Here is a 24761-nt window from a genome sequence, read left to right on the forward strand (position 1 = left end):
ATGGCAATGGTGTCCGATGGAGCAGACCTGGACGTACTGTCCTTCGTCCAGGAGCTGGGCCGCCGCAGGGTGCGGTTCCGCCTGGAAGGCGGCAAGCTCACCTCGGCCGGTTCCGAGGAGCCGACGCCGGCCGAAGCCGGGTTCATACGGCGGAACAAGGCCGAGATCATCGCGCACCTGTTGTCCCAGTCGGCGGAGATCGGGAGGGCCGGCGCCGGGGACGCCGCGGTGGCTCCGTTGAGCTACCAGCAGGAGCGCCTGTGGCTGCTTGACGAGATCGCCGAGCATTCTGAGGAGTACAACTCGGTCACGGCGGTGCGCGTCCGCGGAGACCTGGATCGGGAACGGCTCTGCGAGGCGTTGCGTCGCGTCGTCGCCGAGAACGACGTCCTGCGCACGGTCTACCGGATGGCGGGGGACACGACCGGCCAGATCGTCCTGGACACCGATTTGCCGATCTGGCGCGAGGAAGCGGACACGGCCGACGACGCCTTGGCGAAGGCGCAGTCGCTCCAGCTGGCCGAGTCGGGCCACCGGTTCGACCTAAGCCGGGAGATCCCGGTGCGGTGCCGGCTGATCACCGGACCTGGCGTGTCCTACGTGATTCTGAACATCCACCACATCGTGTGCGACGGCTGGTCGATGCCGATCGTCTGGCAGCAGCTCCGCCGGTTCTACGACACGCCGGACGCGAGCCCCGCGGACCCGGGTTGCTCCTATGCGGACTATGCGCGCTGGCAGCGTCAGGTGCTGACCGGGGACATCCTCGACACGATGGCGGACCGCTGGCGGGAGCGCTTGGACGGTGCGCCGCTGGTGCACGGGATGCCGGTGGACGGCAGCCGCGACGCGCCGAGCCAGATCGCCGGCGTGCTCGTCCGGCAGCCGGTTGCCGCCAGCACCTACGACGCGTTCGTGAAGAACTGCGTGGCTGCCGGGGCGAACGAGTTCGCCGGGCTGCACGCCGCCCTCGCGATCCTGGTCGCGATCGTCAGCGGCCGGGAAGAGACGATCATCGGCAGCCCGATCGCGAACCGCGAGCTCCCGGACATCCAGGACACCATCGGCTTCTTCGTCAACATGATCGCGGTGCGGTCCGCGGTCCGGCCGAGCAGCACGTTCGGCGACGTGCTCGACGCCGAGCTGGCGGAGATCGAATTCGGCTACGCCTTCCAGCAGGTGCCCTTCGAGCGGGTCGTACAAGAGGTGATCGACGAGCGCACCGACCGGTCGCCGATCTTCCAGATCGTCCTGGCCCTGCAGAACTTCGGCGCGGGCGGACCGAGCCTGCCCGGGGTGGACGTCGACGTCCTGCCGGACGTCCAGCAACGCAGCCGGTTCGACCTGGAGGTCTTCGTGTCGGTCGACGGCGGCCGGAACCGGGAGATCCTGTGGGTCTACGACGGCAGCCTCTTCGAACAGGAGACCGTCGAACGGTGGGCGGGCTGGCTCGCGCGGATCATCGCGGTCGCTTCCGGCGGCCTCGGCGTTTCCGTCGCGGACCTGAGGACGTCGCTGACCGGAGGCGTGGTCCGCACCGACCACCCGGAGACGGCCGGCGAGATCGATGTCCTCGAGCGGATCGAGGCGGTCGCGGCCGAGGACCCGGGCCGGATCGCCGTGAGCGAAGCCGTGCGGCACCTGACCTACGGGGAGCTCGCGCGACGGGCCAGCGAGATCGGCGCGGCACTCACCGGGAAGTACGGGCCGGGTGGCGTGTACGCACTCGAGATGCCGCAGTCCATCGAGCTGGTGCAGACGATCGCGGCCGTCCTGTCGATCGGCGGCTCGTACCTCGTCGTCGACCCGGAGGACGGCGCGGCCCGGCGGGCCGCGGTGCTCGAAGCCTGCCGGCCGCGGTGCCTGCTGACCGCAGGAGCGCACGTGCCGGCGGACCTCGACGTGATCGACGTGCGGGCACTGGAAGCGGACAGCCGCGGTCCCCGGGTGCCGGCGTCCGGGGATGCCGATCTCTATTACGTGTTCACGTCGGGTTCGACTGGGCGACCGAAAGGCGTGCGGGTCACCTACGGGAACCTGCGCGCGTACCTCGGCGGGGTGGTCGGGCGGCTGCGGCTGCCCGCCGGCGCGCGGTACTGCTGGCAGTCGAGCGTGACGACCGACTTCGGCAACACGGTCCTGTTCGGCGCGCTCGCCACCGGCGGGCGGCTGGACATCGCGGCGCGGGACGACATCCTCGACGGCGCCGCGATGCGGAGCTTCCTGCGCCGGCACGACACGGACATCCTCAAGATCACGCCGAGCCACATGGCGGCCCTGCTCGAGACGCACCCGGTCACCGAGCTGCTACCCGGCAAGATCCTGGTGCTCGGGGGAGAGGCGGCCTCGCCCGCGGTGATCCGGGCGCTGCGGGACGTACCGGACTCGGTCGCGGTGTACAACCACTACGGGCCGTCCGAGACCACCGTCGGGGTCTTCGTCGCGGATGTGAACGATCCGCCGGACACCCGCGCGCTGCCGATCGGACGGCCGCTGCCCGCGGTGGGCTACGCGATCGAGACGGCGGATGGTGCCCCGGCGCCCTTCGGCACCGCAGGCGAACTGGTGATCCGGGGCGCACAGGTCGCCGCCGGGTACCTCGGTGAGCGGACAGGCGGGTTCTTCGCCGGAGCGGGCGGACGCGGTTATCGCACGGGGGACTGGGTCCGGCAGCGCAACGACGGCCAGCTGGTGTTCCTGGGCCGGCGGGACAGCCAGGTGAAGGTCCGCGGGTACCGCGTCGAACTCGGCGAGGTGAAGGACGTGCTGGAGACCGCGGACGGTGTGGGCCGGGCCGCGGTCCTGCTCATCGACGACGTGCGGGGCGAGCGAGGCATGGTGGCGTTCGTCCAGCCCGACGGCTCGGCGCCGGTGTCCCCAGAAATCGACGCGGACGCGGTCGTCGACCAGTGGCGGGAGGTCTACGACTTCGCCTACGCCGAGCGCGTGACCGGGGACGTCGAGTTCAACGTGTCCGGCTGGATCAGCTCGTACAGCGGCGAAAAGCTCCCCGAGGACCAGATGCGCCACTGGCTTTCCAGCACGCTGGAGCGGATCTCCGCTATCAAACCGAAGAACGTCTTGGAGATAGGGTGCGGTCTCGGCGTCATCGCCTACCCGCTGAGTCGCCTCGTCGACAACTACCTGGCCTGTGACTTCTCCTCGCAGATCATCGCGGTGAATACGGAGAACGCCAAGAAGATCGACACGGGCCGGCTGTCGTTCTTCACATGCGAGGCGATCGACATCGACCAGCACGTCGACCGCGTCCGCGCGGCAGGCGTCGACACCGTGGTCATCAACTCGGTCGTCCAGTACTTCCCGAGCCTGGACTACCTGGAAGCCGTACTGGACAAGATCCTTGCCGTCGAGAGTGTGCGCACCGTCTTCATCGGCGACATCCGCAACTACGACCTGCTGGACGAATTCAGCCTGTCCATAGTGGACTTTCGGGTTCCGGCTGGCGCCGCGCCCTCGGATCTCGGCCGCCTGCAGGCGATGCGCGCACACTCAGACCAGGTGGCGGAACTCCTGGTCTCCGACGAGTACTGGAGCACGTTCACCGCGCAGCGGGACAGCGTGGCCGGAGTGAGTGTCCTGCCCCGGGTCGGTCCGGTTTCGAACGAGCTCTTCGACTTCCGGTATGACGTTATCTTGACCAAGGACCCGGACCGGCTGCACCGGCCGGAGCCGTCGGACTCGGTCGAGGTTCGCCACGACGAGTTCGACGAGTTCGACGAGTTCTGTCGGGCGCTCGCCGGCGGCGAGGTCGGCACGGCCGTCGTCCGAGGCATCCGCAACCCCTGGACCGCGGGCCACTGCGACCGGCTGCGCATGGCCAAGGGGGGAATGACCGCCGGTACGGCGGCGACGAGACCGGCCGAACCGGACCCTGATCTCGACCGGCTTCGGACAATCGCGGCTGCACACAGGTTGCGGACCAGCGCACACTACGCTCGCGACGACAGCGGGTCGGTCAGCAGGCTCGACGTGGTGATCTTCCGGGCCGGCCCGGCGGATTACGCCGACAGCGCGGTCGTGGTCGCCCGGCCCAATTGGCGGAGCACGCCCCTTGCCAGCACCCCCACCGCAAGCAAGCAGGACGATAAGCTGGCCACCCGTGTGGCCGTGGCGGCCACGAAAGCGCTTCCCAAGCATATGCGTCCGGACCGGATCATCGTGGTGCCGACGTTCCCCCTCGGCCGGACCGGGAAGCTCGACCACAACGCTCTGCGGTCGCTAGCGGCCCGGCAGGAAGCGGCTGGTGCGCTCGGCGAGCTCGTGGGCAAGACAGAAGCCAGGCTGGCGGGGATCCTGCGGGAGTTGCTAGGCGCCACCGTGCGGATCGACAGGGAGAGCGACTTCTTCGCCATTGGCGGGCACTCCCTGCTGGCGGCCCGCTATGCGCACGCCGTCAACCGGGCGTTCGGCCGGGAACTGCGCGCGAAGGCCGTTTTCGACCGGCCGAGGCTGCGGGACTTCGCCGAGTTCGTCGAGTCGAGCCGGGACAGTGCCAGTCAACCCGTTGTGTCGGGCGGTATTCCCGCGGACAGGATGCCGATTTCGCCCCTGCAGCAGCGCTTCTGGACGATCGCGAAGGCGTCGGGGCCGTCGACCCTCTACAACACCACACTGTTGCTCGAACTGACGGGCTCGTTGGTCGTCGCGGCTCTCCGGGCGGCATTCGATCAGGTCGTCGCGCACCACGGGGTGTTGCGGAGCCATTTCCGGGAAGAGGATGGCATTGTCTATCTCCGGCTGCGCGACGACATGGACTTCGCGCTGCCGCAGATGGAGATCCCAGGCCTGACCCGGGAACGCGCCGAGCGCATCCTCATGGAGCGGATCAACCGACCCTTCGAACTCGAAACCGGCCCCCTCATCGAGGCCGCCCTCGTCACCGCGTCGCCGGATACCCATTTCCTGATGATGTGCATCCACCACATCATCGCCGACGGTGTCTCCGATGCGATCTTCATCGAAGATCTGCGGAACTGCTACGAGGCGATCCTGCAGGGCCGCGAGCCGCACTGGCGTGACGACGGCGCTACTTTCCTCAGGTACCTGGCCGAAACCGAGTGGCCGGGTAACGAGAGCCTCGAGTTCTGGGCGAGGCAACTGGTGGACGCGCCGGTACAGCACTCGCTGCCGCTGGACGGCGAGCGCTCGGCTGGCACCACCCACGAGGGCAAGTCGCTGCGCTCGGCGCTGCCCGAGGAGACCACCGACGCGCTGATCGATCTCGCACAGCGGCACGGGACCACCCTGTTCGTGGTGTTCAACGCCCTTGCTGGCCTGTTCTTCTCGTTCCTGTCCGGAGAGGACGACGTCGTAATCGGCGCCCCCTTCGACTGTCGTGAGACCGAGGCCGACAACACTGCGATGGGCATGTACCTCAACACGGTTCCCATCCGGCACCGCATAGATTGGACGAAATCCTTCGATTCCCTCATCGCTAAGGAGTGGGCGTTCTTCCGGGACGCGTTCGCGCACCGGCACGTCCCGTTCGACCGGGTCGTCGAGCACGTCAACCCGGTACGCATCCCGGGCATGAACCCGGTCTTCCAGATCCTGCTGGCCCTCCAACCGGAAGGGCCAAGCAAGTTCCCGTTCCACGATTGCCTGGCGCATCCGATCAAGGCGTCGACGGTCCAGTCGAAGTTCGATCTCCTACTCAACTCGCGTGTGACCGACGGTCGGCTTGTGATCTTCTGGGAGTACGACAGGAGCCTGTTCTCGGCGCACCGCATCGAAGGCATGGCGAAACTCTTCGAGTCCTTCGTCGAGATCACGGTGGGCAACTCCTCAGTGCCGCTGGGCGAACTCCGATTCGGCACGGATACCGACGGTCGGCAGTCCCTCGCTGTGCTGAGCGGTCCGGTGGTGCCGCTGGCAGACCAGAGCTACCTCGACGCGTTCGCGCGTAGCGTGGCCACCCGTCCGGACCATCCCGCGGTCCGTGACACCGACGGGACTGCGGTTGGCTACCGAGTCCTGGACTCGCGGTCGGATGCCCTGGCCTCAATCCTGTACGGGAAGGGGGTTCGCCAGGGCGATCTGGTGGCCGTCTGTCTGCGGCGGTCCACCGAATTCCTCGTGACAGTACTGGCGGTGAATAAGCTCGGAGCGGCGTATGTCCCGATGGACTCGGAGTACCTGCGGCTCAACGCACCAGCGCTCCTGGCGGAACACCACATCGCCTTCGCCGTTGCCGAAGACGACGATCCGCTCGCGAACGGGGGTGATGTCGTCGTCGTGCGGCGGCGCGAGCTCCCTGAAACCGCCGCGTCTTCTACCTGGCCACGGGTCGCGATAGGGCATACGGATCTCTGCTATGTGATCTTCACCTCCGGCTCCACCGGGAGGCCAAAGGGCGTGGCTGTGAGCCATGTGGCGGTGGTGAACTACCTGACGCACTGTGCCGCGACGTACCTCGATCGCCAGCCACAGGTCGCGGTGGTGGCCAGTCCGCAGTCCTTCGACGCCACCGTCACGACCACGCTCTTCGCGCTAGCCGCGGGCCTGACCCTGCAGTTGGTGGCCGAGGGCAACGAGATCGCAGGGCTGCGACACATCCTCGCCCAGCAGCCGGACGAGCGGCTCCTGCTGAAGTTGACGCCGTCCCACCTGGTGGCGCTGTCGAACCTCGGGGTCACTCGGCAGGCGTCGGCGGCCCGGCACGTCTTCGTCATCGGCGGTGAAGATCTGAGTTCCGCCGTCGTGGCACCTTGGTTCCGGACATTCGGGGAAAGCTTGTTCTTTAACGAGTACGGCCCGACAGAGGCGACCGTCGGGTGCATCGTGCACCAGGTCGACGAGCAGGATGTCCGGCGGGGTTTGGTGCCGATCGGCACGCCGATCTGCAACACGGCGATCGCCGCGGTGCACCGGGAGATGATCTGCGTGCCATACCAGCGCGGCGAAATCGTCATCACCGGTACGTCGCTCGCGCGCGGTTACCTCGACAGCGGCCGACCGGAAGGCGGGTTCCGGGCCGTGCCGGCGTTGGGCGGCGCGATCGGCTACTACACCGGCGATGTGGCCTTGCTCACCGAGTCCGGGTTCCGCTACCACGGCCGCAGCAACGACGACATCAAGATCCGGGGCTTCCGGATCAGCCTGGCCGAGGTCGAGGCGGCGATCGGCGGTGTCGACAAGGTGGCCGCTTGTGCCTGCGCGGTGTCTGCGGACGGGCGGCGGCTGTGCGCTTACATCGTACCTGCCGCAGCGGTGTCGCAGACTCAGGAGGACGAGGCGGAACTGCGCACCACCCTACGGCGCACGCTGCCGAGCTACATGGTGCCAGAAGTCATCACGCTGATCGATGAGTTGCCGCTGACCGCTAACGGCAAGGTCGACGTGCGGAAGCTGACCACCTCACACAAGGCGCCGATCGAGCTGGACACCGGTACCCGGCCGAGCGATGTCCTGGGCAGGCTGACCGCAATCTGGCAGCATGTCTTGGGTGCCTCCCGCGAGCTGCCGACCGATTCGTCTTTCTTCTCCCTGGGCGGGAATTCGCTGTTGGTGACCTGGCTGTTGATGAGGGTGAACGAGGAGTTCGAGGCTTCGATTACACTCGACATGCTTTACCGACATGTAACGCTCAGCGAGCAGTGCGCGCTGATTACATCCGACGCGGCCGCCGTGCCGGAACCGGACGTCGCTCCCTCGGCGGCAAACGACCCCGCCGAGGCCAAGATGACCGACGCGCAACGTCGATTCCTCTTCCTGGAAAAGCTGGGGACCGGGGCTGATCACGCGATTTCGCTCTGTTTCCACATTGAAGCTGGCATCGACATCGACCATCTTCGGTCAGCCGTCGTTGCGGTGCTGGATCGGCACCCGATCCTCAAGTCCCAAGTTTCGGAATTATCCGGATTCCCAGTGCCGGTGCCGGGTGAGGCGATCGCGAGCAGCGAGTGCGTGGAAGTCGTCCGCTGTACTGACGGCGAAGATTCGCTCACGCGGATACTTTCGCGGCGGGACAGCGCGGTCAATGTCTTCAGCGGGCCACTGAGCCGGACCTTCATCCACCGCCTGCCGGACGGCTCCGCCGATCTGCAGATTGCCGTGCATCACATCGTCTTCGACGGCTGGTCGGAGACGATCATCCTGACGGACTTGGCACGGCTGTACACGGAGATCGTGGCCACCGGGAAGGCCGAACCCGGCTCGACTGTCCCGTTTTGGCATTATGCCGCCGAAGTGTCGAGTGAGAACGCGAAGGCGAACACGGAATGGTGGATTGAAACCCTGGCAGGAGTCTCGGGTGCCCACGGTTTGCCCAGAACCGAACGCGAGTGTGCTGCCGGTGAGCCGGCCCGTGTCGTCCACCGCGTGGTCGAAGGCGAGATTCTCAATCGCCTGGATGACACGTGCCAGCGGCTCGGGGTCACGCAGTTCAACGTCATCCACAGCGTGCTGGCGCTCGCCGTCTGCACGGTGAGCTCCGAAACGGAGGTCGTCGTCGGGGTTCCCGTGGCGAACCGGCTTGACGCCATCTACCGCGACACAGTTGGTCTGTTCATGGAGACGCTGCCGATGAGGACGACCATCGGTGGTGGCGACGCGACGTTCGCCGAGATCCTGCGGGACAACCACCTACGGATCTCGGATGCTCTGACGCGGACGGACTTCCGGGTTGAAGAGGTGATGAACGCACGTGCTTCGCATCCGGACAGCGGTGGGCGTGCTCTCTACGAGGTCATGTTGTCCTACCACGACGAAGGTGGCAGCGCCCTCGACTTCGCCGGCGTACCCGCGAAGCGGATCTTGCTCCCAACACGGGAGCCAAAGCTCGATCTGATCGTCGATGTCAAGATGGTGGAGGGACGGCTGCACATCTACTGGGAGTACGACACTTCGGTGCTGTCGTACGCGACTGTTCATGAGCTCGTCGAGCAGTTCGGCCGCTGGCTCGCGTGGGGTCTGAGGCGCCCAGATGAGCCCGTCCGGGCTCGAGACATATCCTGGGTACCCGATAGGGAAGAAGGCCAGGACACCACCCACGATTCCCGTGGAGAATGAGGGACAGGTGAAGAAGTATCCCGTTCCGGACCCGGGCGTGCCCGACAACCGGTCCGCTGCACGATACTTGTTGTGGCTGTGCAGGCGGCAGTGGCAGTCGGTGGCATCGGGCGCGTGGTGGGGTGCGCTGTGGATGGTGTCAATTTCGCTGATGCCCGCCGTACTCGGTCAGGCCATCGGATCCGGTATCGCGAACAAAGACGCCGATGAACTGCTCCGCTGGACCATGCTGGCGCTGCTGCTGACAGTTTTCATCATAGTCGCGGGATTGTGCCGACACCGCAGTGCGATGGCAAATGTCTACGCCGCCGAATACCGGACGGTACAGGTGGTGACTCGGCACGTCGTCAAGCTCGGTGCGACGCTGCCGAGGATCGTCGCCAGCGGCGAGGTCGCGACCATCGGCAGTGCCGACATCATGTCGATCAGCGGTGGCTTCCAGAACCTCTCGGTAACCGTTGGCGCCGTGGGTGCCATCTGCGTGGTGGGCGTCATCTTGTTCAGCGTTTCCGTCCCGCTGGGCCTGACCGTCTTCGTCGGCACGGCGGTCTTGATGGCTATGACCGCGTACCTCACGAAGATCCTGCACCGGCGGCAATCCGCCTACCGGAGCACACAGTCCCAGCTGACGGCGATGGCCGTCGACATCACCGCGGGCCTGCGGGTGCTGCGCGGCATCGGCGGCGAATGGTCCTTCAGCCGAAGGTACCGATGCAAGTCGCAGAGCCTGCGTCGGGCTGGGGAGCAGGTGGCCCGCGTCCAGTCCTGGTTCGACTCCATGCAGGTGCTCGCACCCAAGGTGTTCGCGACTGTGGTCACGTGGCTAGCGGCGACCTTCGTGATCAAGGACGAACTCTCAGTCGGGGACATGATCACCTTCTATGGCTACGCCGCCTTCCTCACCCTCCCGCTTTCGGTGCTTGGGCAAGCGGCGAACGCGATGACGGGCGCATACGTCTCGGCCGGGAGAGTCGCCGGCTTTCTGCGGCTGGAGCCCGAGTTCCCCGCTGTGCCAGCCGGGCCGCCGCTCGCGGCGACAGCCGCCACCGCACAGCTTACGGACGGCTGGTCGAATCTGAGCGTGCCGCGAACGGGTTTGCTCGGGGTCGTCTGCGCGGACGCGGAGGACGCGACCGGCCTTGCGGAGCGGCTGGCCCGGTTCACCGATTCGGGCAGTCCAGCGATCGGGGGTGTGCCCCTGGCGAAACTGCCGCTGCCGTGGCTGCGCAAGCACGTCGTGCTCGTGCGCAACGAGGACACACTCTTCGGCGGCCCGCTCATCCGTGAGCTCACCCCGCCCGGTCGCCAGGCCGACCGCGCGACGCTGGACAAGGCCATATACGTGAGCGCGGCCGTGGACATAGTCAACGGCCTGGACGACGGTCTGGAGACTGTCATCGAGAACGGAGCGAAGAACCTGTCCACTGGCCAGCAACAGCGTCTCCGGCTCGCCAGGGCCCTTGCCGCCGAACCGGCCACACTGATCTTGGTGGAGCCGACGAGCGCCGTGGACGCCTTGACCGAAGCGCGGATCGCCGAGCGGCTCGTCGAGAACCGCCGGGGCCGCTCCACGGTGGTCTTCACCTCGAGTGCCTTGGTGCTGGACCACGCCGACCGGGTCTGCATGGTAAAAGACGGCCTGGTCACCGCCGTGGGCACCCACAGAGAACTGCTCGCAGAGTGTCCGGCCTACTGGGCCGTCGTCAACCGAGGCGGGGAGTGATCCACGATGTCCGCCAAGATCCTCCCGATCTCCGACCCCAAGTCGACCCGCAGGTACGCGCTGAAGGCGCTGCGGAGCCACCCGCGGCTGCTGGTCAGCGCGATCGGGATGAACGCAGCGGCGGCCGCGACCGCGCTGGTCGGACCGCGGCTGCTCGGTGACCTCGTGCAGACGGTGGTGTCCGGAACGACTGTCACGCACGTCACTGGGATCGCCATCGCGCTACTCGCCTTCGTCGTACTGGAGGCCCTGCTCATCCGCGGCGCGACCGTGCAGGGCGGCAAGCTCAGCCAGGCGGTGCTGGCCGAGGTTCGCGAAGAGTTCATCGAGCGCGTCCTCGCGGTACCGCTGTCCACGGCCGAGGCAGCCGGATCCGGGGACCTCATCTCACGGGCATCCCGCGACATCGACTCGATGGGACGAGCGGCCCAGTATGCACTGCCGGCGATCGTGACCGCCGTCCTCACCGTCTCGCTAACCGTCGTCGGCATGCTCGTGGCGTCCCCCGGGCTGTCGTTGGTCATGCTTGTCGCGGTGCCCCCGGTCGTGCTGGCCACTCGCTGGTACATGCGCCGCTCGACAGCTGCCTACCTAGCCTATAGCGCGGCCGCGGCTGACGTGACCGAGCAGCTGTCGGCATCGACGAGCGGCGCGGCGACGATCGAGGCGCTGGGACTGCAAGAACGGCGCATCGAGGCCGGCGACGCGTCCGTCAAGGGCACGTACGACGCCGACATCGGGACACTGCGGTTGCGGACGGTCTTTCAACCGTCTGTCGAATTCGGCTACCGGCTGCCGACCATCGCCGCGCTGCTGTTGGGCAGCTACTTCTATGTCAATGGCTGGGCAAGTCTGGGTGTCGTGACAGCCGTCGTGCTGTACACGCAGCAGATCGCCCAGCCCCTCGCTCAAGCACGGGACTGGCTCTACACCGTGCAGACGAGTTTGGTTTCCCTTGCGCGGCTGATCGGCGTGGCGGAGGTTCCGCCGGACCGCGAGGTCCGAGCGCACGCGGGGGGCGAGCAAGCGCCGGACGGCGAACGGAACCTGTCGGTCGACAAGGTGACGTTCGCCTACGACGACGGGCCAGATGTGCTGCACGATATCAACCTCACTGTCAAGCAAGGGGAACGTCTGGCGATCGTCGGCTCGTCCGGGGCAGGAAAGTCCACCCTGGGTCGCCTGATGGCCGGAATCCACAGTCCCCGCTCCGGCTCGGTGAAGCTCGGCGGTACTCCGCTGATCGAGCTGCCCCTTGACCAGCTGCGCAGCCGGGTGGCCCTGGTGAGCCACGAGCAGTACGTCCTGGGCGGCACACTGCGGGAAAACTTGGAACTGGCGGCGAGAGCCGGCAGCGCCTCCGACGAGACGATTTGGTCGGCGCTGGACGCTGTGGTCGCGAAGGAGTGGGTGAAGGCGCTGCCGGACGGGCTGGACACCGTCGTGGGCGCCGGTGGCACTAGCCTGAGCCCGGTCCAGTCGCAGCAGCTGGCCATCGCCCGGCTCGTTGTAGCCGATCCGGACGTTCTCGTCCTGGACGAGGCCACTTCCGTGCTCGACCCGACGTCGGCGCGGCACTTGGAACGATCGCTCAACGCACTGGTGGCCGGCCGAACCGTGATCGCGATCGCCCACCGGCTGCACACCGCATTCGACGCCCACCGCGTCGCCGTCGTCGAGGACGGCCGGGTGGTGGAGCTCGGCTCACACGCCGAGCTGATCGAGACTGGGGGTGCCTACGCGCGGCTCTGGTCGTCCTGGCACGGCGCGTCCCCAGACGGGCGAGAACTGGCAAGGAAGGCACACGATGCTGATAGTTCCCTTCACTGAGGGAGCGGCAAGCCCGGTACAGGTGGCAGCGGCTTGCGGGGGACAGGTCGACTTCGTCTTCCTCGTTGACGAACAGGACGGGCGGATCGCACCTGCCGTGCCGATGCTGCACGAGCTGGCGCCAGTGGTAACTCACGACGGCGACTTGCCACAGGTGCTGGAGCAGCTGGCGCCGTTCGAGCCTCACGGTGTCGTCACGTTCTCCGACTCGACGATGCAGCTCGCGGCGGCCATTGCCAAAGCCTGCGGGATTCCCTACAACAGCCAGGAAACCTGCGTGTTGCTCAGGAGCAAGCTGAAGCAGCGTCAGTGCCTGAACGACGCCGGCGTGGGCAGCGTCCGCACCTTCGGCTTCTCTCTCGACCAGGCAGAATCGGTTTCGCTCCCGGCCGACGTCCCGTTCCCCGCAGTGGTCAAGCCGGAAGTGGGTGCCGCCAGCAAGAACGCCGTGTTCGTTGCCTCCCGAGACGAGCTGACTGCACGTCTGGCCGAGCTCACCCCCGGCGTCACCTATGTGCTGGAGGAATACCTCCACGGCGCTGAGCTGTACGAAGTGGACTGGCTCGGCGACTACCTCTCCGTGGAGAGCGTCGTGTCCGGCGGCGCGATCAGGCATTTCGGCATGAGTGCGCGGTTGCCACTGGTGGCGCCCTTCCGGGAAGGTGGACTCGTCTTTCCAGTGCGCCCCGATGACACGACCGCAGTCGCGATCACCGACCTGGCGGAGCGCGCCATCAAGACGATCGGAATCACGATCGGTCTGGTACATACCGAGATCAAGATGACTCCTGACGGGCCACGGATCATCGAAGTGAACGGACGTCTGGGCGGCGCGCTGGAGCGGCTGGTCCCGCGGGCCACGGGCATCGATCCGGTCCGCCTCGCAGTGGACATTGCGCTGGGTGCCCCGCTTCCTGGTGAGTTCGGTGCGCCGAGCCAGCTGGCCATGGTGGTGTGGGTGCAGCCGCCGATGTCCGCCACTGCCGTGGCGGAGTTGCCGTCGATACGGGAGTTGCGTGAACTTCCTGGGGTTTTCGGGGTGGATCGCTTGCGCAAAAATGAGCACGCGCTCGACTGGCGGAATGGATCGCTGGGGCGGGTCTTTGACATTTGGCTCGACGCCGGGTCCCTGACGGAACTCGGGGAGCGTTACAGCGCCGTTGTGGACGTTCTCGACAACGGCATCAAATGGAAGTTGGAATCGGCAGGCGGGCGGCGAAACAAAGAGGATTGAGGAGTGCGCACCATGGTGGACTGCCTGACAGTCACGGTACAACGACGGCCATCTATCGCCTTGAGTTTACGTGCATTGGGACGGCGTGCCTTGCAGGCGCTCGCCATCTTTGACCGGCTGGAGGTTCCGGCCCGCTCACGGCGACGCGAGGCGACAAGACCGCGTGGTGAGCCGACTACCTTCGGCCTTGAAGAACGGGATCGTGACCCGTGCGAACCTGACGTTGATCTCCCGGCGAGACCGTGGAAATTGTCAGAGACTGCGCACTGAACAAACTGTGGGCAAACTATCGGTTCACGCCGACGCCGGCGTGAACCGATCTCGGGACAAGCACGTAACCTACTTCGCACACCGATTTCCGGGGGAGTTCATGTCGGACATTGAGGAAAGCTATTCCATCGTCCGCAATGACGAGGATCAGTGCTCGATCTGGCTCACGGACGCGGAGACACCCGCAGGGTGGGAGTGGGTTGGCGAACCCGCATCGCGGTCCACCTGCCTGGACCGGATCGGTCGACTGTGGATGGACATGCGGCCGGCGAGCCTGCGGAACACCATGGAATACGGCGTTTGATCCTACCATGCCGTGGACATAACACCAAAAAGGAGCTGATATGCCTGGACCGAAAGTCCCAGTCGAGTCCGAGTGCCCGGTCAACTCCTACAACGAGTGGGACCCGCTGGAGGAGGTGATCGTCGGCATCGTCGATGGCGCGCGTTTCCCGCCGTGGCACGTTGAGGTCGGCGCACCGCTTTCTACGGAGCAGCGGGCCGTGTTCCGGGAACGCGCCGGACAACCGTTCCCCGCCGAGGAAATCGCCGCGGCGCGGGACGAGCTCGACCAGCTTGTCGACATCCTGCAAGGCGAAGGTGTCACCGTCCGCAGACCCGAACCACGCGACCACGGCCGGACTTACGGAGCGCCGGGCTGGTCGAGCACCGGTCTGTATGACGCGATGCCGCGGGATTTGCTGCTGGTCGTTGGCGACGACGTCATCGAGGCGCCGATGGCCTGGCGGTCGCGCCACCACGCGGCGTCGGCGTACCGGCCGCTGCTCAAAGAGTACTTCCGGCGTGGAGCCCGGTGGAGTTCCCCGCCCAAGCCTGAGCTTTCCGACGAGCTGTACGTCGATGGATGGGTTGACCAGCCTGAAGGGGAGCCGTTTCGATCAGTGATCACCGAGTTCGAGCCCACGTTTGACGCAGCCGACTTCATCCGGTGCGGCCGGGATATCTTCGCCCAGCGCAGCCACGTCACCAACGCGATCGGCATCGAATGGGTCCGTCGGCACCTGGGAGAGGCGTACCAGGTCCACGAGCTGGAACTGCTCGACGACCACCCGATGCACATCGACGCGAGCGTGATGCCGCTGGCGCCTGGCAAGCTGCTCATCCACCCGGACCGGGTGCCGGAGGTGCCGAAGATCTTCAAGGACTGGGAAGTGCGCGTGGCGCCGAGGCCGGTGATCCCGGACGGGCATCAGCTGTACATGACCAGCAAGTGGATCAACATGAACGTGCTGATGATTGACGAGCACCGCATGGTGGTGGAGGCGCAGGACGAGCCGATGCGCCGCTTCGCCGAGAGCTGGGGGATTACCGCGATCCCGTGCCCGTTTCGGTCCTTCAACAGTTTCGGTGGTTCCTTCCACTGCGCGACCGTGGACGTGCGGCGGCGCGGCGGCCTGTGTTCCTATTTCTGAGCGGAGAGGATGACTGGTGAAAATCTGGAGAAATACCCCGAAGGACTCGATCCTGTTCGGAATAAGCCTGACGCAGTTCGCGGTGACGCTGACGCTGGCGATCACCTGGGACGTGGCCCCGCTCCCGGCCAAGGTTGGGGGAGGGGTGCTGTTTATCATGATGATGACCTACAACATTGTCGTCGTGACGCACCTCTTTACCCACGTTCCGTGGTTCACGAGCGATCGCTTGAACGCCATGGTGTCGCTGGTTAACTCCGTCAATATCGGCCAGTCCGTCCAGGCGTACCAGTTGAGCCACGTCCGGAACCACCACCGCTTCAACAATGATCGGCAAGGTGTCGACGGCCGCACCCGCGATGCGTCGTCCACGTACCGCAAAGGAAAGAACGGGCAGCACGAGCCGCTGCTGCCATACGCTCTTGGCGGCGCCGTGGATTCTGTCGTCGGCCGGGGCAAGGACATAGCGTCCGCGGCCCGTCTGTGGAAGGTCGGGCCAGGCGAAGCGTCGCTGCTCGCCTTGGCGTCGCGCAGAGAGAAGCGGCGGACCCGGGAGCTCCGCCAGATCCAGGCCGACCGCGCCGCGCACTGCCTTGCCCTGGTGGCGTTTGCCGTCATCTCCTGGCAGTGGACGCTCTTGTGCTATCTGCCGGCATTCTTCGTGGCGCTGACGCTGGTCAACGTGCAGAACTACTACCGGCACTACGGCGCGAACCCAGAGGACCGCGCATCCGACTCGGTGAGCTACTACAACCGCTTTTACAACTTCATCGCGTTCAACGACGGATACCACCAGGAGCACCACCTCAGCCCCGGAACGCACTGGTCCCAGATGCCGAAGGTCAAGGAACGGCACTGGGCCAAGTTGGCTGCGCAGCCCCGCATCGTCAGTCCGGTCCCCGCGATGCTCGGATTCCTCGACCGGAAGCGGCCGATGCTGCACGAATCCGAAGCGGAGTGCGCCGGATGACGCCCGGCCTCGGTGTGCACCGCCTGATCGAAGCGCAGGTGTCGGCGACACCGGACGCAGTCGCGGTGGTCTGGGACGGCGGCACGCTCACCTTCCGTGAGCTCGACGTGCGGGCCAACCGGCTCGCTCACCTGTTCGTGGCCGGCGGTGTGCGGCCGGAGCGGCTGGTCGGGGTGGCCATGGAGCCGTCGGCGGACCTGCTGGTCGCGATGCTGGCAGTGTGGAAGGCCGGTGGCGTGTACGTGCCAATCGACCAGTCACTGCCTGGCGCCGCCGCCGAAGCGATGATCGCCGACGCCGGAATCACCTACCTGGTCCGGAACGGGCCGGTCACAGTGGATCCCGCAGGCGTGCCAGTCGTGGACCTGGCACGGGTTGACCTGGCCGATCGGCCAGACACAGTCCCGGCCGTCGCCGTTGCCCCGGCCAACCTCGCCTACTGCATCTTCACATCGGGCTCCACCGGCAAGCCCAAACCTGTCGCGGTTGCGCACGCCAGCTTCACCAACCACGCTGTGTCGTTGCGTGACCAGTTGAAGCTGAGGCCGGCGGACCGGGTTCTCCAGTCGACCGCGATCGCCTTTGACGCGGCACTGGAGGAGATCCTGCCCGCGTGGCTCGGCGGCGCCGCGGTCGTCATGCCTGACCGGCCCCGGTTCACCAGCCTGGAGTTCACCGAGTTGATCGACCGGCTCGGCGTGACGATGGTCAGTCTCCCCAGCGCCTACTGGCACCAGTGGGTGGACGACCTGACTGCCGGGCTTGTGTGCCTGCCGGATTCCCTGCGCATCGTGTTCATCGGCGGGGACAAGATCCTGGTCGAGAAGCTGGCCGCCTGGTACCGACTGCCTGGCGCGGAGAGGATCGACTGGGTCTCCGACTATGGGCCGACCGAGACCACGATCAGCGTGGCGTTGCACCGTCCCAGCGTCAAGGTGGCGGACCCGGACTTGGCCGACTACGCCCTCGTTCCAATCGGCCGTCCGTTCGCCGGTGCGGTGTTCTATATCCTCGACGGCGACTTGCGGCCAGTGTCGGACGGCCTGCCGGGCGACATCTGGATTGGCGGACCGGTGCTGTCCCGCGGCTACCACGCTTCCCCTGCGGTCACCGCCGATCGGTTCCGGCCCGATCCCTACGGCCTTCCTGGTGCGCGAATGTACCGCACCGGCGATCGCGGCAGCCGACTGACCGACGGAACCCTGGTGTTCCTGGGCCGGTCCGACCGCCAGGTCAAGATCCGCGGGCACCGCGTCGAGCCGGGCCAGGTGGAAAGCGCAATCCACCATTGCGCCGGTGTCAAGGATGCGGTTGTTGTCGCCGTCGAGGACCCTCCCTTCGGATCGCGCCTCGTCGCCTACGTCGAGGCCGAGCACGTGTCCGAGGAGGCGATTCGCACGGAGCTCGCGGGACGGCTGCCAGAGGCCATGGTGCCGCAGGCCATCGTGCTGCTGAACCGCATTCCGCGTTCGCCGTTAAATGGCAAAGTGGCGCGCGCCCAGCTCCCGCCCGTCGCGGCGACGCGCTCCGAACGCGCCGATACCGCTGGGATGACGGCGCTCGAACGGGTCCTGGTATCCCTCGTCGGAGACGTGCTCGACGGCGGGCCCATTCGCCGTGACGAGGACTTCTTCGCGGCTGGGGGCGATTCGCTGCGCGCGTTGCAATTGCTCAGCAGGGTGGCCGAGGTGACCGGCGTGGCGCTGACGTTCGCTCAGCTGCGGGCAGCGCCGAGCGTTGTCGGGCTTGCGGCGCTGGTGAAACGGGAACACGGCCGCGGCGCATTGGACGGGACCGTCTTGCCGGCGGGTGCCCGAGGTAATCGGCGCCCCGCGTCGCGAAGCCAGAAGGCCCTGTGGTTCCTGGACCAGGTTCATCGCAGCGCGCCGATTTACGCGATCCCCGTCTGCTATCGCGTCCTGGGCGCGCTCGACCTGCATCGCGTCGATGCGGCGCTGACCGCGATCGTCGCCCGTCACGAGGCGTTGCGCACCGTGTTCGAGGCTCAGGATGGCGAGATCTGGCAGCGCATCCAGTCCGCCGGCCCTGTCCACACCACGGTGACCGACGTCGCCAGCATCGAGGAGGCGGCCTGCCTGGCCGCAGAACAGGCTGCGCGGCCGTTCGATCTGGGCACCGGCGCCATGCTGCGGTCGGCCTGCTTCCGCGTCGGCGACCGCAAATTCCTATGGCTGCTCAACGTTCACCACGCGGTGTTCGACGCCTGGTCGTTGGCCGTCTTCTGGCGGGAGTTCGGACGGCTGTACGGCGGGCACTCGTTGCCCGAGCCGGCCGTTCAGTACGGCGATTACCAAGCGTGGCAGGAACGTTGGCTGTTGAGTGCGGAAGCGGACGAGCAGCGCGCTTACTGGCGCGGACGGCTGGCCGGAGACCTGCCGCTCCTCGAAATCGGCTCTCGCGATGGTGTGGAGGGACGTATCCGCACTGCGGGGTTCGCTGTTGAACTGCCGTCCGGCTCCCTCAACCCATCTGCGGTCGAGCGTGTGGCTCGCGCCTGCGGGTCGACCGCCGCCACCGTGCTGCTCGCGGCATTCTCCGCGACCCTGCACCGGGTCGGTGGCACTGATGATCTGGTAGTCGGCGTGCCGGTGGCCTGCCGGAACCGGCCGGGCACCGAGGACCTGATCGGCTACTTGGTCAACACGGTCGCGCTGCGACTGCGGTTCACTGAAGGCATGCGGTTCAGCGAGCTGGTCGCGAGGGTCGGCGAAGCGTTGTCGGAGGCGCTGAGCCACCAGGAACTGCCGTTCGTCGATGTGGTCGAGGGTATGTCCCGCACCGGACTGCGAAGCGCGCCCGCCGGGGCCAACCCGCTGTTCGACGCGATGTTCGCTCTGCAATCCACACCATTGGACGGCTGTGCCATCGAGGGCTTGGACATCGCCGAGCATTTTGTCCACTCGGGTACGGCGAAGGTCGCGCTGACCTGGAGCGTGCGGCAGGCTCCTACAGGGCTGGCTGGCGAAGTCGAGTATGCGGCGGACCGGTTCGACGAGGCCTCGGCGAGTCGTTGGCAAGAAGCCCTACTGGCGTTGCTCGCCGCCGCAACGGCCGATCCCGGCGCGATGGTTGACGAGTTACCGCTGTCTTTCACCGAGCAGGTTACTTCAGGAGGATTGTGAACCATTTTTGTCTTTGCTGAATAGGACTCGGTGTGGGTCGGGTAACACGTCGAGTCCGGGAGTCTTTGGGAGATTGGATGAGAAGAGCCGTCTACCGGCGTCGACCACGACACCGCCGAGCCGCTCGCCCTGGCCGACACCGGTTCGCGGTGGTCATTCCCCGCTGGCGGTGCCTCGTCACCGACGTCCGGCCACGTTCGAGGTCCACTTCACCCTCGCCTACGTCTTCGTCCACCGACGCTGCCAGCTTGTGTCGTCGACCTTGACCTCGCAGCCTTAGACCCCGCAGAACTCGCCACGCTGCGGCGACCTGACACAGGAAGCGATGACCATGAGAACGACCATCCTGACCGGGAGCGGACCCCTGGTGGTCGAGCCGACCACCACCCGTGATCTCGCCGAGGTCGTGGACACCGACCGCGACCGCGTCGACGACATGTTGCGCACTACCGGCGCGCTGCTGTTCCGCGGTTTCGCGGTCGGCGACGCGGACGAGTTCGCGCGAGTCGTGTCCGCGCTGTCACCGGAGCCGCTCGACTACGTCTACCGCTCGACGCCGCGGTCTTCGGTCACCGCCGGGGTATTCACCACCACCGAGTACCCGCAGGAACAAGAGATCACGCTGCACTGCGAGAACGCCTACCAGCGGCAGTGGCCGAAGCGGTTGGCGTTTTGCTGCCTGACCCCCGCCGCGGCCGGCGGCGAGACACCGATCGCCGACATGCGTGCGGTCACCGCGGCAGTCGGTGCGGAACTGGTGGACCGCTTTGCTGAGCGCGGCGTCCGCTACTTGCGCCACTATCGGCCCTACATGGACCTGTCGTGGCAGGACGTGTTCCAGACGACATCGCGCGCCGAGCTCGCGGAGTTCTGTGCCGCCAACGACATCGAGCACGAGTGGTTGGACGAGCAGACTCTGCGCACCGCACAGGTGAGTCAAGGAGTCGCGACCCATCCGGAAACCGGTGAGCGCGTGTTCTTCAATCAAGCACATCTGTTCCACGTTTCGAACCTTCCGCCCGAGCCCGCCGCCGCGCTGGTCAAACTCTTAGGCGTCGATCGACTGCCCAGGAACGCCTACTTCGGCGACGGCGGCGAGCTCGACCTGGCCGACCTCGACCGGGTACGTGACGCCTTTCGGAACGCCGCGATTATCTTTCCGTGGTGTACGGGTGACGTGCTGTTGATTGACAACATGCGCATGGCTCACGGTCGCAGGCCCTTCACAGGCACCCGGAAAGTGCTGGCGAGCCTTATGGACGTCCACTCCCCGGCTGAGGCACCCTGACTGGCCTGCCGCCGCGCGACAGCTGTGCCCGACGTTGCCGGTCACCCCGACACGCTCGCCCGCGCGGCCGCCGTGGAAACCGGCAGCAGCCACCCCATCGCCGCCGCCGTCACGAGCGGCGCCACCGACCGGGACATCACCGTGCCCGCCGCCACCGGCGTGGAGATCGTCACCGGGCGGGGCATGCGCGGCACCATCGACGCACGCCGGTCCTCCTCGGCCGCCTCGCACTGCTCTCGCACGAGAACTGGACAATCCCACCCGAGCTCGCTGAGACTGCCGACCGGTTCGAACGCGACGGAAAGACCGCGTTCCTGGTCGCCTGGGACGCACCGCTCGCGGTGGCCGACACCGTGAAACCCGACGCCGCGTCGGTCACCTCCGGACGATAACCGGTGACGCGCCCAGGAACGCGCACCCGGCGTCCCTCGGGCTTGGCACGCAGCGCGACCGGGCCTCTCTGCGGGCCGGAGACCTCACCGAACCAGACCCGTTCCTGAGCTTCGGCGATCCGCTTGGTCAGATGGCTCTCCTGCCCGCGCCGGCTGGGCCTGCGACCAGAGCATGAGCAGCAAGACCGCGTGCTCATGCGCGCAGCGCTACCGCAGGGCCGAGCACAGTCCTGCGCGAGCCGCCAGGCTGGGGCTGGATACATCGGTGACGATTTCCAGCGGAAGTCACACTTCCACGATCGTTACTGACCACGATTCTTCGGCCGTGGATGGGAGATGTAGGCACCGCCGGGGGAGGGCCGGACCGAACAGCGCTCCGCACGACACGATGCTGTCAGCCTGCGCAAGAAACTGGGCCTGGTACCGGTACCACAGACCGACCGGCACCTACATCAAGGCAGTGGTGAAATCTCGCATAGCTGGTGTGATCTCACCAAGATTGGTGTCCGAGGGGGGACTTGAACCCCCACGCCCTTGTCGGGCACTAGCACCTCAAGCTAGCGCGTCTGCCATTCCGCCACTCGGACTCTGTGGTGCGTATAGCGTAGCGGACGCCGTTCGGTGGGCTTGTGGGGGGTTGGGAATGGTAGGAAGTCCCACGTGACCGAGCAGATGAACCTGGCCCAGGACGAGGCTGTCGAGCTGACCTCTGAGCTCATCCGGATCGATACGAGCAACACCGGGGAGCTGGACACGACCGTTGGGGAGCGTGCCGCAGCCGAGTACGTGCGGGCGAAGCTTGAGGAAGTCGGGTACGAGACCGTCTACGTGGAGTCCGGGGCTCCTGGGCGGGGGAACGTCTTTGCTCGGCTGCCCGGGGCCGATCCCTCTCGTGGGGCGCTGCTCATCCACGGGCATCTTGACGTCGTTCCCGCCGATGCGACCGAGTGGTCGGTTCATCCCTTCTCGGGAGCCATCCAGGACGGGTACATCTGGGGGCGGGGCGCGGTGGACATGAAGGACATGGTCGCCATGACGCTCGCTGTTGCTCGGCGCTTCAAGCGGGATGGGATCGTCCCTCCTCGGGACCTTGTCTTCGCCTTCCTGGCTGATGAGGAGGCTGGGGGGCACTACGGATCGCAGTGGTTGGTCGAGCATCGGCCCGATCTGTTCGACGGGGTCACCGAGGCTGTGGGTGAGGTGGGGGGCTTCTCCGTCACCCTGGGGGAGGGCGTCCGGGCTTACACGATCGAGATCGCCGAGAAGGGGATCGCCTGGATGCGGCTTCGGGTCCGGGGGCGTGCGGGCCACGGGTCGATGTTGCACGACGACAACGCCGTCACCAAGCTCGCCGCTGCTGTGGCGCGGCTCGGTGCGCATGAGTTTCCGCTGGTCGTGACGGATTCCGTGCAGGCGTTCTTCGACTCCGTGTCGGCGTTGACCGGGGTTGCCTTCGACGCTGACGACCTGCCTGGGGCGGTTGCCAAGCTTGGGCCCTTCGCGCGGGTGGTCGGGGCTACTTTGCGTGACACCGCGAACCCGACGATGCTCTCGGCCGGGTACAAGGCCAACGTCATCCCTTCGGTGGCCGAGGCCGTCGTGGACTGCCGGGTGCTGCCCGGGCGTGAGGAGGCCTTCCTGCGGGAGGTCGACGAGATTCTCGGGCCGGACGTCGAGCGGGAGTGGGTCAGCAGGCTGCCCGCTGTCGAGACCACCTTCGACGGTGACCTCGTCGCGGCCATGACCGCCGCCGTGCAGGCCGAGGACGCCAGTGCCCGGACCATTCCCTACGTGCTCTCCGGTGGGACCGATGCCAAGGCGATCCACACGCTGGGCATCCGGTGCTTCGGGTTCGCGCCGCTGCGGCTGCCCCCCGACCTCGACTTCACCGCCCTGTTCCACGGGGTGGACGAGCGGGTGCCCGTGGACGCCGTGCGGTTCGGTACCAGGGTGCTCGATCGGTTCCTCCAGAACTGTTGACCGTCCCCGAGCGGTTCGACCTCGCGGACGGGGGCTCGCTTGCCCTCGTCCGCGCAGGTGACCCCGTCGCACCCGCCACCGTCCTGCTCCTGCACAGCTACGCCCAGGACCGGCGGGTCTGGCACAAGGTCCTGTCCCTGCTGCCGGACGTGACGTCCGTCGCGGTCGTGGCGTACGACCACCGGGGGCACGGGGACTCCTCGCCCGCCACCGCCGCGACCGCGACGCTCGAGCAGCTCGCCGACGACCTCGCCGAGGTCGTCGAGCGGGCGATCCCGCACGGGCCCGTCGTGATCGTCGGGCACGGGATGGGCGGGCACGTCGCGATGGCCATGGCCGCCAGGAACCGGCTGCTCGCCGAGCACCGGCTCGGGGCGCTGCTGCTCCTGTCCACGAGCGTCGGCTGGGTCGCCGAGACCCTGCCCCGGCCGCTGGGGCGGCTCGTCCAGGACCTGCACGCCATCCTCGGGCCCCGGCTCGTCGACCACGTGCACCGGCGCATCGACAAGGCCACCACCATCGGGTTGCGGTGGCTGCTGCTCGGCGACGACCCGGCGGAGGCCGACGTTCGGCTGGTCGCCGAGATGGTGTCCCAGCACTGGCCCGACACCGTCGCGGTCTTCCGGCCCGGGCCGGCCCCCGGCGCGCTGGGCGTCGCGCTCGAGGTGGTGGCCGGGCGGCCGCTGATCGCGATGGTGGGGGACAAGGACCGGCTCGTGCCCGTTGGCCGGCTCGACGACACGTTGCACGGCCACTCGGTGACCGTGCCCGGCGCCGGGCACATGCTGCCGCTCGAGGCCGCCGCGGGGATCGTGCCGCGGATCGCGGCCCAGGTACGGGAGGTGCTCACCCCGGTGAACCATTCGGGGTAGCGGCGCGTAACGAGCCGACAGGACGACATCGGTTGAACAGATACGGAGACATCGTGCCCGAATTCGTTGGCGGACTGCCGCTGCACCCGCTGGTGGTGCACTTCGTGGTGGTGCTGCTCGTGATCGCCCCGCTGGGCGCACTGCTCACGGCGCTCTGGCCGGCGGTGCGCAGGCGGTTCGGCTGGCTCGCGTTCGCGGCGGCTGCCGTTGGCACGGTGCTCGTGCCGGTGGCGATGAGCAGCGGCGAGAACCTGGCGAGCCGGGTCGGCACCAACCCGCTGATCCAGACGCACGAGGACCTGGCGGGACTGATGTTCTGGTGGTCCCTCGGCCTGACGGTCGCGCTCGGTGCGCTGATGGTGGTGCACACGAGGGCGGCGCGGAAGACGACCACGAAGGTGGCGGCCGCCGAGGAACAGGTGGACGCGGGTGAGCAGCGGAACAAGACCCCCGCGCTGGTCATGATCGTGCTCGCGGTGCTGACCGTGGGGGTCGCCGTCGGCACCGGCATCCACGTCTTCCGCGTCGGCGACGCCGGTTCCCGCGCGGTGTGGGAGGGCATCGAGAACCTCCCGCCGCAGAACGGCGGGTGATCG

The 24761-nt window shown here is 67.0% G+C and carries 13 protein-coding genes and 1 tRNA gene; 12 read left to right on the forward strand and 2 right to left on the reverse strand.

Annotation, left to right across the window (positions count from 1 at the left end; all coding sequences use genetic code 11):
- From ACFPCV_RS00155 to ACFPCV_RS00195, 9 genes are all read left to right on the forward strand, one after another.
- Positions 1–9030: a condensation domain-containing protein gene (locus ACFPCV_RS00155; RefSeq protein WP_378053111.1), complete on the forward strand. Its 9030-nt coding sequence runs from the start codon at positions 1–3 to the stop codon at positions 9028–9030.
- A 7-nt stretch (positions 9031–9037) separates the two neighbouring features.
- On the forward strand, positions 9038–10753 hold the full coding sequence (locus ACFPCV_RS00160) for an ABC transporter transmembrane domain-containing protein (protein ID WP_378053113.1): 1716 nt from the start codon (positions 9038–9040) through the stop codon (positions 10751–10753).
- Between the two features lie 6 nt (positions 10754–10759).
- On the forward strand, positions 10760–12583 hold the full coding sequence (locus ACFPCV_RS00165) for an ABC transporter ATP-binding protein (protein WP_378053115.1): 1824 nt from the start codon (positions 10760–10762) through the stop codon (positions 12581–12583).
- Positions 12561–13817, forward strand: a complete 1257-nt coding sequence (locus ACFPCV_RS00170; RefSeq protein ID WP_378053117.1) for an ATP-grasp domain-containing protein — start codon at positions 12561–12563, stop codon at positions 13815–13817. Before ACFPCV_RS00165 ends, ACFPCV_RS00170 begins: the two co-directional genes overlap by 23 nt.
- Positions 13818–14187: 370 nt before the next feature.
- The gene (locus ACFPCV_RS00175; protein WP_378053119.1) at positions 14188–14391 is read left to right on the forward strand and encodes an MbtH family protein; all 204 of its coding nucleotides are present in this window, start codon (positions 14188–14190) and stop codon (positions 14389–14391) included.
- Positions 14392–14431: 40 nt separating this feature from the next.
- Complete coding sequence (locus ACFPCV_RS00180; RefSeq protein ID WP_378053121.1) at positions 14432–15520, forward strand: amidinotransferase; 1089 nt, start codon at positions 14432–14434, stop codon at positions 15518–15520.
- A gap of 16 nt (positions 15521–15536) precedes the next feature.
- Positions 15537–16490 carry a fatty acid desaturase family protein gene (locus ACFPCV_RS00185; protein ID WP_378053123.1) on the forward strand — a complete coding sequence of 318 codons (954 nt, stop codon included), beginning with the start codon at positions 15537–15539 and terminating at the stop codon, positions 16488–16490.
- Positions 16487–19633 carry an amino acid adenylation domain-containing protein gene (locus tag ACFPCV_RS00190; protein WP_378053125.1) on the forward strand — a complete coding sequence of 1049 codons (3147 nt, stop codon included), beginning with the start codon at positions 16487–16489 and terminating at the stop codon, positions 19631–19633. Before ACFPCV_RS00185 ends, ACFPCV_RS00190 begins: the two co-directional genes overlap by 4 nt.
- Positions 19634–19964: 331 nt before the next feature.
- On the forward strand, positions 19965–20921 hold the full coding sequence (locus ACFPCV_RS00195; RefSeq protein ID WP_378053127.1) for a TauD/TfdA family dioxygenase: 957 nt from the start codon (positions 19965–19967) through the stop codon (positions 20919–20921).
- Between the two features lie 41 nt (positions 20922–20962).
- Here ACFPCV_RS00195 and ACFPCV_RS00200 read toward each other — a convergent pair whose 3' ends face one another.
- Together ACFPCV_RS00200 and ACFPCV_RS00205 are read right to left on the reverse strand one after the other, a co-directional pair.
- Positions 20963–21163 carry a hypothetical protein gene (locus ACFPCV_RS00200; RefSeq protein WP_378053129.1) on the reverse strand — a complete coding sequence of 67 codons (201 nt, stop codon included), beginning with the start codon at positions 21161–21163 and terminating at the stop codon, positions 20963–20965.
- A gap of 650 nt (positions 21164–21813) precedes the next feature.
- A tRNA-Leu gene (locus ACFPCV_RS00205) sits at positions 21814–21900 on the reverse strand.
- An 85-nt stretch (positions 21901–21985) separates the two neighbouring features.
- On the opposite strand from ACFPCV_RS00205, the gene ACFPCV_RS00210 reads away from it, so the two are divergent.
- The 3 genes from ACFPCV_RS00210 to ACFPCV_RS00220 are packed head-to-tail and all read left to right on the forward strand — an operon-like array spanning position 21986 to position 24758.
- Positions 21986–23293, forward strand: coding sequence for a M20/M25/M40 family metallo-hydrolase (locus ACFPCV_RS00210; protein ID WP_378054995.1), 1308 nt, complete (start codon positions 21986–21988; stop codon positions 23291–23293).
- Entirely contained in the window at positions 23290–24165 is an 876-nt protein-coding gene (locus ACFPCV_RS00215) for an alpha/beta fold hydrolase (protein ID WP_378053131.1), read from the forward strand. Before ACFPCV_RS00210 ends, ACFPCV_RS00215 begins: the two co-directional genes overlap by 4 nt.
- Positions 24166–24218: 53 nt before the next feature.
- Complete coding sequence (locus ACFPCV_RS00220) at positions 24219–24758, forward strand: DUF2231 domain-containing protein (RefSeq protein ID WP_378053133.1); 540 nt, start codon at positions 24219–24221, stop codon at positions 24756–24758.
- Positions 24759–24761 lie beyond the last annotated feature (3 nt).

Origin of the sequence: Actinophytocola glycyrrhizae (assembly GCF_042653545.1) — a bacterium.
Classification (GTDB): domain Bacteria; phylum Actinomycetota; class Actinomycetes; order Mycobacteriales; family Pseudonocardiaceae; genus Actinophytocola; species Actinophytocola glycyrrhizae.